Here is a 15,994-nt window from a genome sequence, read left to right on the forward strand (position 1 = left end):
TCGTTAGCCTTTTTTTTGCACAATTTTATCGTTTGTTAATTACAATAAAACCTCACTATTGAGCATTATCCATCTGCTCAAGACGCTGCTGTTCAACGTTTTGAGCTTGTTCAATTTGACTAATAGTATTATCAATAATCGCTTTAGGTTGCTTGCCTAATGGTTGTGCTGCAATATCCACTGATCCATCAGTGGTGTCATTTGCAATAGATGAGCTTATCTCAGTAACTGCTGCTACATCTTTATCCAACAGCGCAGCTCTATCCTTTTCGTGAAAGTAGTTATTAATCATGTTAAAGCCAAGCAACATAAAAATAGTGGCTAGAGTAAAAGCAATCAAGTGTTTTCTTTGCATAATTGCAACCTTAAGTTTGATGATTCATCTTGTACTATTCTTGTGGACTGTTTTTATTTAAAAGATCCGTCTCGCCTGTATTATCCGCAATCTCTTGTTCTACCTTTTCCTTTAGCTTCTGATCAGGACTAGCATCTAGTACTTCATCAGCCTCAGCCCCTTGCAAGATTTGCTTAGCACGGGCTTTTGCTTGTTGTTTTTCCAGATCGTCAGAATTTTTATTGTTAATGATATTAGCACCTGTCTGGTCAGGCATTATGGATTTAACCGTCAATTCGGGTAAAGCATTCTCGCCGCTATTACTTTGTAGGTGCTCAAGTGCTTTTTCAACTTTGCTATCGAAGCGTAATTTGTAAATAGGTTCAGGTAAGCTAAAGCCTGTGTTCTCTAAGGCGTGCTTGGTTTCACGAATAGCGATACTGCGTGCTTTTGGATAATCTGTCTGCGTCTGGTCAACCCAGACTTGAAACTCAAGGACAATATTTGAATCACCAACGTTAGTGATAATTGCGATTGGCTTAGGCTTGGCTAATACGAAGTCCAAAGTGCGTAGAGCATCTAAGCCCACTTTAATCGCGGCTAGTGGATCGTCATTAGCATCAACGCCTAGCTCAAAGGTAAATCTGCGCTCAGGGTTTTTGGTATAGTTTAATATAGTCGCTTTGAAAACTTCGGCATTAGGAATGCGCAGCTGGTTACCGTCTAAAGTCATCAAAATAGTAGCTCTTGACGTCAAACGCACGACAATGCCCTCCTTATCATTGATAACGATTTGATCACGAGCCCGAAACGGTTGGCGAATACTAAGCAGTAAGGAGGCTATATAATTCTCTATACTGTCTTTTACCGCAAAACCTACCGCAATACCGATAACCCCAGCACCACCAAGCAGCGTTCCAAGTAGAGTTTCTGCGCCAATCAAACTTAACGCTAATATTAAGCCAAAGATGATAAAAATGACTTTAACGGTTTGCGATAGCAGTTCAGCGACAAAAGGGTTGGGCGTAAGGCGCTGCCAGAACTTTTTACGATTGGATAGAAAGCTGCCAAACCAAGTCACTACTCCAAATATGACTAAGCCGACCAGTATCAGTGGCAAAGCTTTCATAAAGTTCTTAACTTGGTTTTTTAGGCCTTGATATACGGTATTGACGTTGTCCTGCACATCGAGCGTACGCTCAATCTTGTCTTCTACTGTAACCACATCGGTTAAGCGATTGGTTAGGTTAATCGCTTGTTGCGCTTTTTTCTCATTAGGGGTCTCTCCTGCAAGGGTAACCACACCTTGCGTCACGCTTGCGGTAACCGCTTGCAGACCGTCAATCTCAGAGAAGATACCGCTAATTCGAGCGCGTATATCATTATCTTTTTGCGGGGTTGGGGTGGTTTCTATCTGTGCATTATTAGTGCTCTCACCACTGATCACAGGTGGCGGCTTTACTGAGTCTACGGGAGCTACGCCTGCTTCACTGTTATCAGCTGCACCACTCTCAGGATCAGCTTCAGCCCCTTTATTGGAGCTCAACGCGCCTTCTGGTAGCCCTAAAGCTGTGGCCGTATCTGCTAATACTTTATCAGAGGTACTAGTAGACGCTTCTTCAGCAGCTAAAGCTGGCAAGCCAAAAGTCATGCTTAGTAGCAGTATTTGACTATAAACCAGCAATTGCTTAGCCAATGATAGGCGATTTGGAGAAGCTGCCATAGATATCCTTTGTCACCTAGTATTGAAGGCAATAAGACAGGTTAAACCCGATGCTTATTTACCGTCTAAGTAGTTCTGTGCTTCGCCCAAGTCTAGCGTACCCTCATAAATGGCACGACCAGTAATAATACCCTCGATACAATCACCAAAAGGCTTAAGCAACTCAATATCTTTTATATCAGTGACGCCGCCAGAGGCGATAACAGGTAGACCCCCTTCGCGGGCAAGATTGACCGTTTGTTCTACATTGACGCCTTGCATCATACCATCGCGGTTGATATCAGTATAAACAATGGAGGAGACGCCAACATCGGCAAAGCGCTTAGCCAATTCAGTGGCACGAGTATCCGTAACATTGGCCCAGCCGTGGGTCGCTACCATGCCATCTTTGGCATCAATACCTACGATAATGTGACCTGCAAACTCGCGACAAGCTTCAGCGACAAACTCAGGGTCTTCAACGGCTTTGGTACCGATAATGATGTAAGTTAGACCTGCGGTAATGTATTGCTCTATAGTGCGCATATTACGCACACCACCGCCAAGCTGAATAGGTAAATTAGGGAAAGCTTTGGCAATATCATGAACGACTTGTTTATGAACTGGCACGCCATCAAAAGCACCATTGAGATCTACTAAATGCAAACGACGAGCACCCTCATGCACCCAACGCGCTGCCATCGCAACTGGATCATCAGAGAACACGGTATCGTCCTCCATCCGTCCTTGTTTTAGACGAACACATTTGCCGTCTTTAAGATCAATAGCTGGGATTATTACTGGTACTGCTACTGGTACTGGTACTGCACACATAGAGCATTCCTTATAAAAGTCTTACATTTTTAGCAAAACAAGCAAAATTAAGAATATTGATTATCCTGTTTAAACAGGTGTTTTATGATTTAAGTCTGATTATTAGCACTTTCAAATCACGTTTTGTACTCAAGAGAAAATAAACTACTGATGATTAGGGCGTGTTAAACATTCAAAAAATAGTCACTGTCAGTGCCACGGTTGAATTATCAAACACGCCCTAACTCATAACCATAAGTTTATCTATCTAAAATCAAGACTAATATCAGCTAAATTGAGTTACTGACTGGCAATTTTAGGTTAATTTAGCGTATAATCCTAGGTAAATTTGTACATGTTTCTATATAGTTGTCTAAAAGTGTCCGTCTTTATAGACCGCTTTTCGGTATCTATTGAAGACCATTAAATGCTAGTAACTAAATAATAGCAGCGTGCTTGAGACTATTAAGAACACTATATACAGATATAGTTTAGATAATTTCTAATATTTCAATTGCAAAATAGGCATTGAATAGTTTGCGATTTTCAGATCATTAAATGGGTTAACTAATAATCGATTTTATTGTGCATATGCTTATAACACCCTTACAATTTTAGCCAAGTATATTGTTGTAGGCTATTGATTTATATAAGCTTTGTTTCCATATAATACACATTGACCATTTACTGATTCAGATGATTGCTTATCTAATCAAACTGACATGACAATTTTAAAGACTTTATATGTATAGACTGTTTGTTATTTAAAACGATCAACCTGTTTTCAGATAGCAGATACTAGCATATACCTTGGTAGCCAGTCGCCACTTGGTAATTCGTATAAGACATTAACGTGTTGTTTAGGAGTCTAAGATCAGCGTTAATCATCTTATCTAATAGTACTACTTAAGCGTATATATAAAGCATTTAATTCCTGTTTTGCGTCATCGATAGAGAATTGAATGCTTTTAATAATGTTAAAGTTGCTACTGTCGATATGCCGAACAGGATGTCTGGTATCGTTTTGGACTATGGACTAAGTTTTCGCCTATGATTACCATCAAAAAAGGTTTGGATTTGCCTATCACCGGTGAGCCCTCCCGCGAGATATCTGAGCACCAACCAACACATGTGGCACTCATTGGCTATGATTATGTGGGCATGAAGCCTACTATGAACGTCAAAGAAGGCGACATCGTAGCCAAAGGTCAGCCCGTTTTTGAAGATAAGAAACGTGCTGGCGTTATCTATACTGCCCCTGCTGCTGGCAAAGTCATCGCTATCAAACGTGGTGAGCGCCGCGTATTTGAGAGTCTCGTGATCGCTGTCGACCCTAAGGGTGAAGAAGTGGAGTTTGAGCGTTTTGACTCTGGGCAGCTGGCTTCTCTTGACTCTGAAGTGATTGAGAAACAATTACTAGCTTCAGGTGAATGGACAGCATTTCGTACGCGTCCTTACAGCCGTGCGCCTGAGATCGGTGCGCGTCCGCAAGCGATCTTTGTCACTGCCATGGATACCAATCCATTAGCTTTTGATCCAATGCTATTGATCAATGAGCAGACTCAAGCATTTAACGATGGTTTATCCGCTCTATCTACCTTAAGTCCAAAGACCTTTGTCTGTCATCATGGCGATGCTCATTTGACCCCTGCCACCAATATGGCAACCGATAACGTCACTGAGTACCATAGCTTTAGTGGTAAGCACCCTGCGGGTTTGGCTGGTACGCACATTCACTTTTTGCACCCGCTTATGCGCGGCGTTAGTGTTTGGACGATCGGTTATCAAGATGTGATTGCTATCGGTAAGCTGTTTACCACAGGACGTCTATATACTCGTCGTCTCTTGAGCCTAGCAGGACCTGCAGTAAAAGCACCGCATCTCGTCGCAACCGAGCGCGGCGCGGACGTTACTGCTTTGACTAAAGGCAAACTGGTCGGTGATGATAACCGTATCATCTCAGGCTCAGTACTGTCGGGTCGCAAAGTGTTTGACAATGTCGCTTATTTGGGTCGTTTTCATGACCAGGTCAGTGTGTTGTCCGAAGGCCATGAGCGTCCAGCATTTCACTTCTTTACTCCTGGTAAAAATCGCTTTTCAAAGCTGCCTATTTATATCTCGCAGTTTTTTAAGAAAAAATATAATTTCACTACGACGACTAATGGTTCACCGCGAGCGATGGTGCCAATTGGCGTTTACGAAGAGGTGATGCCGCAGGACTATCTGCCAACGCAGCTGTTACGTGCGCTCATTGTTGAAGACATTATCACTGCTGTTGACTTAGGTGTCTTAGAACTTGATGAAGAAGATTTGGCTCTGTGCACCTTTGTATCCCCTGGCAAATACGAATACAGCGATATCTTGCGTGATAATTTGACACGCATTGAGCTGGAGGGTTAACCACGATGAAATTTTTACACAACATGTTCGATCGTATGGAGCCGTCTTTTGTTAAGGGTGGTAAGCACGAAAAATACTATCCTATCTTTGAGATGTTCGATACGTTTTTGCGTCAGCCAGATTCAACGACTTTTACTTCTTCTCATGTGCGCGACGGTATTGATCTAAAGCGCATTATGATTACGGTGTGGATGTGTACTTTTCCAGCGATGTTCTTTGGCATGTACAACGTCGGTCACCAAGCGCTAACCGCTATTGCTGAGCTTGGTCTACAGGCTGATGGCTGGCGTACTATCATCACTGGCATGGTGGGCTATGATCCGACTAGTATCTGGGCTTGTTTTGTTTACGGGGCGATGCAGTTCTTACCGATTTATATCGTCACCTTTGTCGTTGGTATTACTTGTGAGATTCTGTTCGCTATTACCCGTGGTCATGACGTCAATGAGGGCTTTTTTGTTACCTCAGTGCTGTACGCACTGATCATGCCACCAGATATTCCTTTATGGCAAGTGGCTTTGGGTATTATCTTTGGGGTTGTCGTTGCCAAAGAAGTATTCGGTGGTACGGGTAAGAACTTCTTAAACCCTGCCCTATCGGGACGAGCTTTTCTTTATTTCGCTTATCCGTCCTATATATCAGGCGATTCGGTATGGACAGCGGTCGATGGGTTCTCAGGAGCGACGCCACTTGGCCTAGCTGCTCTTGGCGTAAGTCCAGCTGACTTTACTAATGTCTATGGTCAAGCGATTACTTGGAGTGATGCCTTTTTTGGTAATATCCAAGGTAGTGTCGGTGAAGTATCGACTTTAGCTATCTTGTTTGGCGCGGCAGTGTTGCTGTGGACGCGTATTGCTTCATGGCGCATCATGTCAGGCTGTGTTATCGGTTTGGTAGCCACGTCACTTATCTTTAATATGATTGGCTCTGATGACAATCTGATGATGGAACTGCCTTTTTATTGGCACTTAGTCATCGGTGGCTTTGCTTTTGGTGCGGTATTTATGGCCACGGATCCTGTATCAGCGGCGCATACCAATAAAGGTCGCTGGGCTTATGGTATCTTGATTGGCTTTATGACGGTATTGATCCGTGTGGTCAATCCAGCTTTCCCAGAAGGCATCATGCTGGCTATTTTGTTTGCCAACCTATTTGCTCCATTGTTTGATTATTTTGTGACACAAGCGAATATCAAACGTCAAACGGCACGGAGGGTTCGTTATGTCCAAGCCCAAAAGTAATAACATGAAAACGGTCAGCGTAGCGTTAACGTTATGCTTAGTATGTTCAGTACTCGTTTCAGCGGCAGCGGTTGGTTTAAAGCCATCGCAAGTCGAAAACGCGCGCTTAGACCGTAACAAGAACATCTTAGTAGCGGCTGGTATGTTTGATCCAGCACAAGATACCAATGATGATGTCGCTGAACGCTTTAAAGACTTCGATGTCGAAATCGTTGATTTGAAGGCGGGCGATTATCTTGAGGATGATGCGCTAAGCGCAGTCGGTATTGATGATCGCAATGCTTATGATGCCAGCCAAGCGACCAAAAATCAGGCACTAAGTGAAGACTTGGGTGATAACGATCCCGCTAGTATTGGCCGTGTACCTAAATATGCCAAAGTCTATGTCAAAAATGATGATGCTGGCAAGCCTGAACTGGTCGTATTGCCGATTCAAGGCTACGGCTTATGGGGTACAATTTATGGGTTTTTAACGCTTGAGAGCGATATGAATACCATCAAAGGTATTAGCTTTTATGAGCATAAAGAAACCCCAGGTCTTGGCGCGCGTATCGAAGAGCCAAAATGGCGTGCGACGTGGAGCGGTATTCACTCGTATGATGAAAACGGCGAAGTCGCTACTGGCGTGGCCAAAGCAGGTAATCCAAAAGATAACTGGGTCGATGGTATTAGCGGTGCGACTTTGACCAGTCGTGGTGTCAGTAACATGATTCAGTTCTGGTTGGGTGAGCAAGGCTACAAGCCTTATTTAGATGCACAGCGTGAACAGAGTGGCAAAACACTTGAGAGTACGGATGCAGTTGCTCGTCAAAGCTTACATCAAGACAGCCCTTATCAAAAGCTAGGTCAGAATGATGCTGCCCTAACTCATTCTGTAACCAAGCTGGCAGTCGTTGTACCAGCTGCCAATGTTACAACTGCTACCAATGGCAAGGAGGCGTAAGATGGCTAATACCAAAGAGATTTTAGTTTCCCCTATTTTTGACAATAACCCTATTGGTTTACAGATTTTAGGGATTTGTTCAGCATTAGCAGTGACCACGAGCGTCTCAAATGCTCTCGTCATGAGTGTGGCGCTGACATTAGTGACCGCGTTTTCAAGCTTTTTTATCTCAATTATTCGCAAAAAAATACCTTCAAGTATTCGTATTATTGTGCAGATGACTATTATTGCCTCTTTGGTTATTTTAGTGGATCAGGTACTAAAAGCGGTCGCTTATGATGTTAGTAAGGGACTATCGGTATTTGTCGGCTTGATTATTACTAACTGTATTGTTATGGGTCGCGCCGAAGCATATGCGATGAGTAACCCACCTATTCCCAGCTTTTTAGATGGCATCGGTAACGGTCTTGGCTACTCTGCGGTACTACTGTTTGTCGCTAGTATCCGTGAGATATTTGGCGCTGGCAGTTGGTTTGGCTTCACGCTATTACAGCCTGCTACTGATGGTGGCTGGTACGTGCCTAATGGTCTGATGCTATTACCGCCTTCAGCGTTCTTTATTATCACTATGTTTATTGTCATCATACGTATCTGGAAACCAGAACAGATCGAAGAAGCTGACTTCGTTATGAAGCCTCAGTCTAAAGGCATGGCGCACGGAGGCGGACACTAATGGGACATTATATTAGCTTATTTATAACCTCAGTCTTTATTGAAAATATGGCCTTGGCCTATTTTTTAGGCATGTGTACCTTTTTGGCGGTATCAAAAAAGGTCTCAACGGCTATCGGTCTTGGGGTTGCCGTCATCGTGGTTATGGCTATCACCGTACCACTAAATAACCTACTCTTTCAGTTCATCCTAAAAGATGGTGCGCTGGCTTGGGCAGGTTTCCCAGGGATTGACTTAAGCTTCTTAGGCTTGCTGAGCTACATCGGTCTAATCGCGGCAACGGTACAGATTCTAGAGATGTTCTTAGACAAGTTCGTGCCTGCCTTGTATAACGCGCTTGGTGTATTCTTACCCTTGATTACAGTCAACTGTGCGATCTTAGGTGGCGTACTATTTATGGTTGAGCGTGACTATAACTTTGGCGAATCTATGGTCTATGGTATCGGTGCAGGTTTTGGTTGGGCGCTAGCAATTACTGTATTGGCTGGTATCCGCGAAAAGCTTAAGTACTCAGATATTCCAGCACCTCTACAAGGCTTAGGGATTACGTTTCTTACCGTAGGGCTTATGTCATTAGGCTTTATGTCGTTCGGTGGTATGTCCATCTAAACGATAACCCTTATTAGCTATTTGAGATAATTAATTCATTTATTCGGTAAGGTTGCAGATCATAAATTGATTTATATTTGCTCCCCTACCCCATAAATTAAGGACACTTACCATGGATTATGCTACGGCGATTGGTGGCGTCGCTATGTTCACTGTGATTATCATGAGCCTTGTTGCTATTATTTTAGCAGCGCGCTCTAGATTAGTCAGCTCAGGCGACGTTACTATCCATATTAATGAAAATCCTGATAATGACGTAGTAACCCCTGCAGGTGGCAAACTATTACAAACCCTTGCAGCTGAAGGTATATTTTTATCTTCAGCTTGTGGTGGTGGTGGTACTTGTGCGCAGTGTCGTTGCCGAGTCATCGAAGGTGGTGGTTCTATTCTACCTACCGAAGAAGGTTATTTTACCCAAGGTGAAATCCGTAACCATATGCGTCTGGCTTGTCAGGTTGCTGTTAAGCAAGATATGGAAATTGAGATTGATCCTGAATTCTTTGATGTACAAAAATGGGAATGCGAGGTTATCTCAAATGATAACGTTGCGACCTTTATTAAAGAGTTAGTACTTAAAATTCCAGAAGGTGAAGAAGTCAACTTCCGTGCTGGTGGTTATGTACAGCTTGAGGCGCCACCTCATGAAGTACATTACAAAGACTTCGACATCGCTGAAGAATATCGCGAAGATTGGGATAAGTTTGGTATTTTTGATTATGTATCAAAAGTTGATGAGCCCGTTATCCGTGCTTATTCAATGGCCAACTACCCTGAAGAAAAAGGCTTAATCAAGTTCAACATTCGTATTGCAAGTCCGCCACCTCGTGGTCCTGCTAATATTCCGCCAGGTAAGATGTCTTCTTGGACGTTTAGCTTAAAACCAGGCGATAAAGTTACCGTATCAGGCCCTTATGGTGAGTTCTTTGCCAAAGATACTGAAGCTGAGATGATATTCGTTGGTGGTGGTGCAGGTATGGCGCCAATGCGCTCGCATATCTTTGATCAGCTCAAACGCTTGAATACTGATCGTAAGATTAGCTTTTGGTATGGTGCGCGCTCAATTCGTGAGATGTTCTATGTTGAAGATTATGATCAACTAGAAGAGCAATTTGATAACTTTGAATGGCATGTTGCGCTGTCCGATCCCCTACCAGAGGATAATTGGACAGGTTATACCGGCTTTATTCATAACGTCTTATTGGAAGAGTATCTAAAAGGTCATCCAAATCCAGAAGACTGTGAATATTATATGTGTGGGCCACCGATGATGAATGCTGCGGTCATCGATATGCTGCATAGCATGGGCGTCGAAGATGAAAACATCGCGCTTGATGACTTTGGTGGTTAACTCTAATAAGTGAACGAATAATATTTAAATAAGAGTCTCAATTGAGGCTCTTTTTTTATGGCTGTTTATAACGGCACAGTCTACAAAATTGAATAGTAACTTGCCTAAGCTTTGCTATAGTACTAGTTCATTCATCCTATAAAAAGAATAGCTATGAAAACAGATTACGAAGAATTGACAATTTGGATAACGGGCGCTTCAAGTGGTATTGGTGAGGCGATGGCACTTGAATTTGCCAAGCAAGGCGCACGAATTATCTTGAGTGGTCGTAATGAAAAAAAGTTAGCACTAGTCAAAAACTGCTGTAAAAACTCAGATAAGCACATTATCGCAGCTTTTGATATTTGCGATGCCGAGCAAGTTAACAACACTTATGAGCAGTTAAAGTCACAAAACGTACAAATCAATTGGCTAATCAATAATGCAGGTATTAGTCAGCGCTCGCTTATTATGGAAACTAATGAGGACGTTGAACGTAAGATCATGGAGATAGACTATTTTGCGCAAACCCGTCTAACACGATTGGTATTGCCCGATATGCTCGCTCAAGATGGTGGCAAAGTGATTATGATATCGAGCGTAGCAGGCCTTGTAGGAACGCAATATCGCGGGGCTTATAGTGCTGCCAAAGCCGCTATTCATCTGTGGGCCAATAGTTTACGTGCTGAATTGTTTGATCAGGGAATAGAAGTCGCAACTATCTTTCCAGGTTTTATCCAGACTAATGTCTCTTTGAATGCTTTAACGGGGGATGGCAGCGTCCAAGGAACCATGGATGAAGCTACTGAGAAAGGTCTAAAAGCCAGCGATTTTGCCAAGCAAGTGGTTAGAGCACTAAGCAGAGGGGATGAATATATCGTCGTTGGTGGTCGACTAGAAAACTTTGCCACTAAAGTCAATCGAATCTCACCGTCTAGATTATATAAAATGATTCGTGCAAGTAAGGTCAAGTAGCTTATTAACAATTAAATTAAATTTGGACAATACATAAAAGCATAAGCTATTTGCTCAATAGTTATTGTTCAAGATATTTGAGTCGAAGGGGTGTAAAATGTACCCATCACATTCACCCCTACTCTATATCAATACTCCTTATGATAAATTTATCGTTACTAACACCTACTAAAACCAGCACTTATAAAGCCTTACTAGCTGCTATAAGCTCTGTCGCAGTTATCAGCCTAGCTGCCTGCCAGCAGCCACCAGAGTATAATTATCTTAGTGGCGAGACAATGGGCACAAGCTATCATATTACTTATAAGCTACCTGACCATGCTAGTGACGCTAACGAGGCTGATATTCAAGCCGCTATCGATAAGCGACTGCAGCAGATCAACGATAGTATGTCGACTTATCAAGATGACTCCACCATCTCAAAATTTAATCGTTTAGCAAAAGACACACCGATAGTTATTGACGCTGATTTTAATCAAGTGCTAGCAGTATCTAGACAGGTCTATGAGCAGTCAAACGGAGCCTTTGACCCGACGGTGATGCCTCTTGTTGAGACTTGGGGTTTTGGTAGTACGATGACGGTTGAGCGCTTGCAAAGTCCACCATCCGCACTAGAAATTGCTGAGGCCAAGGCGCTAGTCAATTTTGAAAGCGTACTGCATCGTGATGATAGTATCTACAAAACCCAAGACGGTGTTGGCTTGGACTTCTCGGCAGTCGCCAAAGGCTATGGCGTCGATGTCATCGCTGATGTACTGCGTGATGACTATCAGATTCGTAATTATATGGTGGAGATCGGTGGCGAAGTGGCGACCTCTGGCGTCAGCGCGCAACAGCAGCCTTGGCAAATAGCCCTTGACGCGCCTATCGAAGGCAGTACCGTTAGCGAGCGTCAGACGATTGCTGCTATCCGTCAGCCTACGAACATGGGCAATAAAATGCATCTAGCAACTTCGGGCAACTATCGTAATTCTGTTATTTTTGATAATAAACGTTATAGCCATACTATAGATCCGACTACGGGCGATCCGATAGTAGGCGGTGCACCATCGGTCACTGTGGCAGCGGATTCAGTAGCTCTAGCCGATGCTTGGGCCACAGCGTTGACCGCTATGCCGTACAAGAAAGCTTTAAGTATCGCTAAAAAGAAAAACATAGCTGCATTGTTTGTGATATTAGCGGATAGTGTTGAGGCAGGCGATGCTGCCGATAGTCTTGAGGACTGGCAAATAGTAGAAACGCCAGCTATGCAAAATCTGCGTGCAGATAAAAAGAGCTGAATTTAGAATCACTAATCGTCATCTATAGATAGCCGATAAACTATTGATAATAAACGAAGCGCTTGAAATTTTGCTATACTAGCGTCATATCATTACTATTGATAAAGATATTACGAAGAAAGATCGTCATTTATAAAATAGAGGTCACTGTTATGCTTAGCCAATTGCTTCCGATGCTTGCCATTACTTTTACCGTATTCGTGCTGTTCTTTGTGTTTATGGGTATTGGTTATATGTACAAAAAAGAACCGCTCAAAGGCTCTTGTGGTGGTGTTGCCAAACTGATGGGCAATGAAAAATGCGACTATTGTGGCGATGATCCTAATAAATGTGACGCCAAGATCACTGAGCAATCAGAAAGCGCTCTTAAAGCGGCTCAACTAGGTAAACCTGTTCTGTAAATTTAAGATTAAGAGGTTCTGTTACCATACGCTGATAGTACCCTTTACGATATGTCCCTATAATAGCGCTAATCCTTATAAGAGAGGGTTAGCGTTATTTTTATATAATCCTAAAATACAAAGTTTACTGGTCATTCTATTGATAGGTAGTAGAATTACTTGTCTGTATTACTTGCTTTTTGCAAGTTGCTTATCTGCTGTGTTTGCCACCGTTATGGTGGAATTTTTTTGGTGTTATTTTAAAAAGTGCTCTTTTGTTAGCAATTCCCTAATAACGTGTCCTTTTTCTTACTATACAGTGCTGCTATGTCTAACCCTGCTAATTTACACCCTAATCCTGCGCCAATTAAGCGTAAAATCATAAACCCACCTTCTTCAAAATTTACTTTTTGGCTAGTGCTTTGCGCCATAATGCTACTCGGTACCAACATGCGTGCGCCTATTGTAGCGCTAGGCTCCATTGCCCCAGTGGTACAGGAGGCGCTAAATATCTCAGCAGTCCAAATCGGTTGGCTAGGTGCAGTGCCTATGCTGACCTTTGCGCTTGGTGCTTTGATATCGCCCACTATTGGTAAGCGTTTTGGTCTCGAAAATACCTTGATCGCTATGATTGTCATGCTGACTTTTGGTATGGTGCTGCGAGTCGTCGTGCCAACATGGATTGGGTTCTTAACAGGTACCGTGCTATTAACTTTGGCCATTGGCTTTGCCAATACTTTAGCTGCGCCAGTTATCAAGCAGCGTACGCCAAAAAACATCCCCTTAGTCACGGGCTTATTTAGTCTGACTATGACAGTCGCTGCTGGTATTATTGCGGGCGTGGTATTGCCATTATCAGAATGGGTGGGCTGGCAATGGGCGCTTGGGGGCTGGTCGCTATTAGGACTATTCACTATTGTCATTTGGATATTTTTGCGGGTACGTCTTGGGTCATCGCGTGATCAAGTGATTCCTGCCGCCGTTGAAGGATCATCCAACGTTTCTGTCTGGCGCACCAGCTTTGCGTGGCAAATCGGCATATTCTTGGGTGTTCAATCCTTGCTGTACTACACGGTTGCTAGCTTTTTACCGTCGATCTTAGTCAGTAAAGGTATGGACGCGGTGCAAGGAGGGCAAATGAGTGCGGTATTTCAGTTTATGGCACCGTTGGCTATTTTAATCATAACGTGGCTCATTAATCGCGGTCGTCCTATTCAGGCGCTGGCGGTGTCTGCCGCTACTCTTAACGTCATCGGTATTTTAGGTCTCAGCTATTTGTCAGTAGATTTGGCTTGGTTATGGTCAGCACTCATGGGCTTAGGCTGCGCCGCTATCTTTACCTTAAGTATCATGCTGTTTTCTTTGCGCACTTATACCACTAATCAAGCGAGTGAGCTGTCTGGCATGGCACAGTTCGTCGGCTATATTATTGCGTTCTTTGGTCCACTAGGCACTGGCTGGTTACATAAGATCACCGATAGCTGGGATTTACCACTATTTATAACGCTTATTTTGATGATTATGAACGTAGGCATTGCTTGGCTAGTTAGTCGTCCAGTGATGGTCGATGGTAAAAAGATTTAAACTAAAATGATAATCTTAACGGTTGCGCAATATTGCTAAGTAGCTTGGTTTGCTACACTAGTAATATTGCTCATAGGATAAGATAGTTATGATAAACCGCTCTCGTAATTCAGCTCAATCCAACAAAAAAAATTCTCTAGTATGGCGACCCTTATCCTATTTAACGGTTGCTGTGTTGTCCTCAGTAGTCGCGCTTAGTGGCTGCCAAAAAAAGCCTGAAACTGATGTCGTTGCCGATCCTACAACTGAGACTCAAACCTCTGAGCCTGCAACGGTAACGGCTCCTGTTGCACAAAGCAATGATGCTGATAACGCTGATGTTAATGCCAGTGGCTTAACGGAACAAGGCATGCTGGCTCCTGTAACAGTCTTAGCCTTAGGCGACTCTTTGACCGAAGGCTTAGGCGTGGCAAAGGATGACAATTACCCTGCGCAATTACAAGCCAGCCTACAAAACATGGGCTATAAAAATATTGAAGTGGTGAACTCAGGACTGAGCGGTGAGACTAGCACAGGCTTGGTTAATCGCATAGATTGGGTATTGCAGACTAAGCCTGATATTACTATTTTGACTATCGGTGCAAATGACGCTATTCGTGGTCTAGATATCGCAATGATTGAGGCGAATATTCGTACTGCGGTTAAAAAGCTGCAAGATAATGGCAGCGAGGTCATCTTAGGTGGTATGCAAATCTATGACAATTTAGGTAATGATTACGTTAAGTCATTTAGCGCTATTTATCCTCGGGTTGCCGAAGATATGAACGTACCTCTTATTCCTTTTTTCTTAAAGGGTGTCGGTGGTGATGCTAATCTCAATCAAGCGGATGCTATTCATCCGACTCGCGAGGGCTATACCATTATCGTTAATGATAATATTCTACCTGTGCTAAAACCGGAGCTTGAGCAAATGCTACTATCGACTCAAGCAAATTCGCAGGCTTCTGTAGCTACGTCAGCAACTGAGAATGTCCAATGACTTCTAATATCTCAACAAATTCTAATATCTCAGCTAGCCAAGACAATGCACTACTTCGTGCCACGCAACTCAACAAAACCGTGACCGTCGGTGAGCAGAAGCTGGCGATTATCAAAGACGTCAGTATCCATGTCGATGCTGGCGAGTTTGTGGTGATCATGGGCAAATCAGGCTCGGGCAAATCGACGCTGCTCGGGCTATTAGCAGCATTGGATTATCCTGATAATGGCTCGGTTGAGCTAGCTAATCAAATGCTCAGTCAGATGGATGAAGATGCACTAGCCGTGATTCGTCAACGTGATATGGGCTTTGTGTTTCAATCCTTTCATCTATTGCCAACGCTGACCGTCGCTGAGAATATCGCCTTTCCACTCGATATTGCCCGACGTCCCGATGCTGCACGAGTCGATGAGTTGATCGCTGCGGTAGATCTCAGTCACAGGCGTAATAGCCTGCCGAGTCAATTGTCAGGCGGTGAGCAGCAGCGTACTGCCGTAGCGCGCGCACTAGTATCTCGTCCAAAGATTGTTTTTGCTGATGAGCCAACGGGCAACCTAGATGAGCAAAACGCCGATCAAGTGATGGACTTACTATTGGATTTGCGTAAGCGTACAGGCTCGGCGTTAGTAGTTGTGACCCATGATCCCGCACTGGCAGCAACCGCCGATCGAGTGATTACTATGCATGATGGGATGATTGACCACTCTATCGATAATAATCGCTTTAAAGAGCAATTGGCTCATGGATAAGCGCTC

15 protein-coding genes are annotated in these 15,994 nt (G+C 43.5%); 12 read left to right on the forward strand and 3 right to left on the reverse strand.

Going from position 1 to position 15,994, the window contains the following annotated elements:
- Positions 1-55: 55 nt before the first annotated feature.
- The 3 genes from ACR63T_RS13210 to hisA are packed head-to-tail and all read right to left on the reverse strand — an operon-like array spanning position 56 to position 2,870.
- Positions 56-355: a hypothetical protein gene (locus ACR63T_RS13210; protein ID WP_201570604.1), complete on the reverse strand. Its 300-nt coding sequence runs from the start codon at positions 353-355 to the stop codon at positions 56-58.
- A gap of 34 nt (positions 356-389) precedes the next feature.
- On the reverse strand, positions 390-2,057 hold the full coding sequence (locus tag ACR63T_RS13215; RefSeq protein ID WP_472784275.1) for a mechanosensitive ion channel domain-containing protein: 1,668 nt from the start codon (positions 2,055-2,057) through the stop codon (positions 390-392).
- Between the two features lie 54 nt (positions 2,058-2,111).
- Positions 2,112-2,870: a 1-(5-phosphoribosyl)-5-[(5-phosphoribosylamino)methylideneamino]imidazole-4-carboxamide isomerase gene (gene hisA, locus ACR63T_RS13220; RefSeq protein WP_472784276.1), complete on the reverse strand. Its 759-nt coding sequence runs from the start codon at positions 2,868-2,870 to the stop codon at positions 2,112-2,114.
- Positions 2,871-3,899: 1,029 nt separating this feature from the next.
- Between hisA and ACR63T_RS13225 the strand changes: the two genes are divergently transcribed.
- The 12 genes from ACR63T_RS13225 (at position 3,900) to ACR63T_RS13280 (ending at position 15,988) form a co-directional block, all read left to right on the forward strand.
- Positions 3,900-5,249: a Na(+)-translocating NADH-quinone reductase subunit A gene (locus ACR63T_RS13225; protein ID WP_201570609.1), complete on the forward strand. Its 1,350-nt coding sequence runs from the start codon at positions 3,900-3,902 to the stop codon at positions 5,247-5,249.
- Positions 5,250-5,254: 5 nt separating this feature from the next.
- The gene (locus ACR63T_RS13230; protein WP_201570610.1) at positions 5,255-6,490 is read left to right on the forward strand and encodes an NADH:ubiquinone reductase (Na(+)-transporting) subunit B; all 1,236 of its coding nucleotides are present in this window, start codon (positions 5,255-5,257) and stop codon (positions 6,488-6,490) included.
- Complete coding sequence (locus ACR63T_RS13235; protein ID WP_201570611.1) at positions 6,471-7,433, forward strand: Na(+)-translocating NADH-quinone reductase subunit C; 963 nt, start codon at positions 6,471-6,473, stop codon at positions 7,431-7,433. Before ACR63T_RS13230 ends, ACR63T_RS13235 begins: the two co-directional genes overlap by 20 nt.
- A gap of 1 nt (position 7,434) precedes the next feature.
- Positions 7,435-8,106 carry an NADH:ubiquinone reductase (Na(+)-transporting) subunit D gene (locus ACR63T_RS13240; protein WP_201570612.1) on the forward strand — a complete coding sequence of 224 codons (672 nt, stop codon included), beginning with the start codon at positions 7,435-7,437 and terminating at the stop codon, positions 8,104-8,106.
- On the forward strand, positions 8,106-8,714 hold the full coding sequence (nqrE, locus tag ACR63T_RS13245; RefSeq protein ID WP_201570613.1) for an NADH:ubiquinone reductase (Na(+)-transporting) subunit E: 609 nt from the start codon (positions 8,106-8,108) through the stop codon (positions 8,712-8,714). Before ACR63T_RS13240 ends, nqrE begins: the two co-directional genes overlap by 1 nt.
- A 112-nt stretch (positions 8,715-8,826) precedes the next feature.
- Positions 8,827-10,062 carry an NADH:ubiquinone reductase (Na(+)-transporting) subunit F gene (gene nqrF / locus ACR63T_RS13250; RefSeq protein ID WP_201570614.1) on the forward strand — a complete coding sequence of 412 codons (1,236 nt, stop codon included), beginning with the start codon at positions 8,827-8,829 and terminating at the stop codon, positions 10,060-10,062.
- A gap of 147 nt (positions 10,063-10,209) precedes the next feature.
- Positions 10,210-11,016 carry an SDR family NAD(P)-dependent oxidoreductase gene (locus ACR63T_RS13255; RefSeq protein WP_371747950.1) on the forward strand — a complete coding sequence of 269 codons (807 nt, stop codon included), beginning with the start codon at positions 10,210-10,212 and terminating at the stop codon, positions 11,014-11,016.
- Positions 11,017-11,156: 140 nt separating this feature from the next.
- A complete protein-coding gene (locus ACR63T_RS13260) occupies positions 11,157-12,296 on the forward strand; it encodes an FAD:protein FMN transferase (protein WP_472784277.1) in 1,140 nt (379 codons plus the stop codon).
- Between the two features lie 152 nt (positions 12,297-12,448).
- Entirely contained in the window at positions 12,449-12,697 is a 249-nt protein-coding gene (gene nqrM / locus ACR63T_RS13265) for a (Na+)-NQR maturation NqrM (RefSeq protein ID WP_472784278.1), read from the forward strand.
- A 306-nt stretch (positions 12,698-13,003) separates the two neighbouring features.
- Entirely contained in the window at positions 13,004-14,260 is a 1,257-nt protein-coding gene (locus ACR63T_RS13270; RefSeq protein WP_472784279.1) for an MFS transporter, read from the forward strand.
- Positions 14,261-14,348: 88 nt separating this feature from the next.
- Entirely contained in the window at positions 14,349-15,239 is an 891-nt protein-coding gene (locus ACR63T_RS13275) for an arylesterase (RefSeq protein ID WP_472784280.1), read from the forward strand.
- Positions 15,236-15,988 carry an ABC transporter ATP-binding protein gene (locus ACR63T_RS13280; RefSeq protein WP_305899168.1) on the forward strand — a complete coding sequence of 251 codons (753 nt, stop codon included), beginning with the start codon at positions 15,236-15,238 and terminating at the stop codon, positions 15,986-15,988. The genes ACR63T_RS13275 and ACR63T_RS13280 overlap by 4 nt, the downstream gene beginning before the upstream one ends.
- The last annotated feature ends 6 nt before the right edge of the window (positions 15,989-15,994 follow it).

This window comes from Psychrobacter sp. M17(2026), from assembly GCF_055699815.1.

What these genes read in the sequence shown, in the direction of transcription:
- ACR63T_RS13210 (WP_201570604.1), bottom strand. Translation starts at nt 355, where the DNA reads ATGCAAAGAAAACACTTGATTGCTTTTACTCTAGCCACTATTTTTATG.
- ACR63T_RS13215 (WP_472784275.1), bottom strand. Translation starts at nt 2,057, where the DNA reads ATGGCAGCTTCTCCAAATCGCCTATCATTGGCTAAGCAATTGCTGGTT.
- hisA (WP_472784276.1), bottom strand. Translation starts at nt 2,870, where the DNA reads ATGTGTGCAGTACCAGTACCAGTAGCAGTACCAGTAATAATCCCAGCT.
- ACR63T_RS13225 (WP_201570609.1), top strand. Translation starts at nt 3,900, where the DNA reads ATGATTACCATCAAAAAAGGTTTGGATTTGCCTATCACCGGTGAGCCC.
- ACR63T_RS13230 (WP_201570610.1), top strand. Translation starts at nt 5,255, where the DNA reads ATGAAATTTTTACACAACATGTTCGATCGTATGGAGCCGTCTTTTGTT.
- ACR63T_RS13235 (WP_201570611.1), top strand. Translation starts at nt 6,471, where the DNA reads ATGTCCAAGCCCAAAAGTAATAACATGAAAACGGTCAGCGTAGCGTTA.
- ACR63T_RS13240 (WP_201570612.1), top strand. Translation starts at nt 7,435, where the DNA reads ATGGCTAATACCAAAGAGATTTTAGTTTCCCCTATTTTTGACAATAAC.
- nqrE (WP_201570613.1), top strand. Translation starts at nt 8,106, where the DNA reads ATGGGACATTATATTAGCTTATTTATAACCTCAGTCTTTATTGAAAAT.
- nqrF (WP_201570614.1), top strand. Translation starts at nt 8,827, where the DNA reads ATGGATTATGCTACGGCGATTGGTGGCGTCGCTATGTTCACTGTGATT.
- ACR63T_RS13260 (WP_472784277.1), top strand. Translation starts at nt 11,157, where the DNA reads ATGATAAATTTATCGTTACTAACACCTACTAAAACCAGCACTTATAAA.
- nqrM (WP_472784278.1), top strand. Translation starts at nt 12,449, where the DNA reads ATGCTTAGCCAATTGCTTCCGATGCTTGCCATTACTTTTACCGTATTC.
- ACR63T_RS13270 (WP_472784279.1), top strand. Translation starts at nt 13,004, where the DNA reads ATGTCTAACCCTGCTAATTTACACCCTAATCCTGCGCCAATTAAGCGT.
- ACR63T_RS13275 (WP_472784280.1), top strand. Translation starts at nt 14,349, where the DNA reads ATGATAAACCGCTCTCGTAATTCAGCTCAATCCAACAAAAAAAATTCT.
- ACR63T_RS13280 (WP_305899168.1), top strand. Translation starts at nt 15,236, where the DNA reads ATGACTTCTAATATCTCAACAAATTCTAATATCTCAGCTAGCCAAGAC.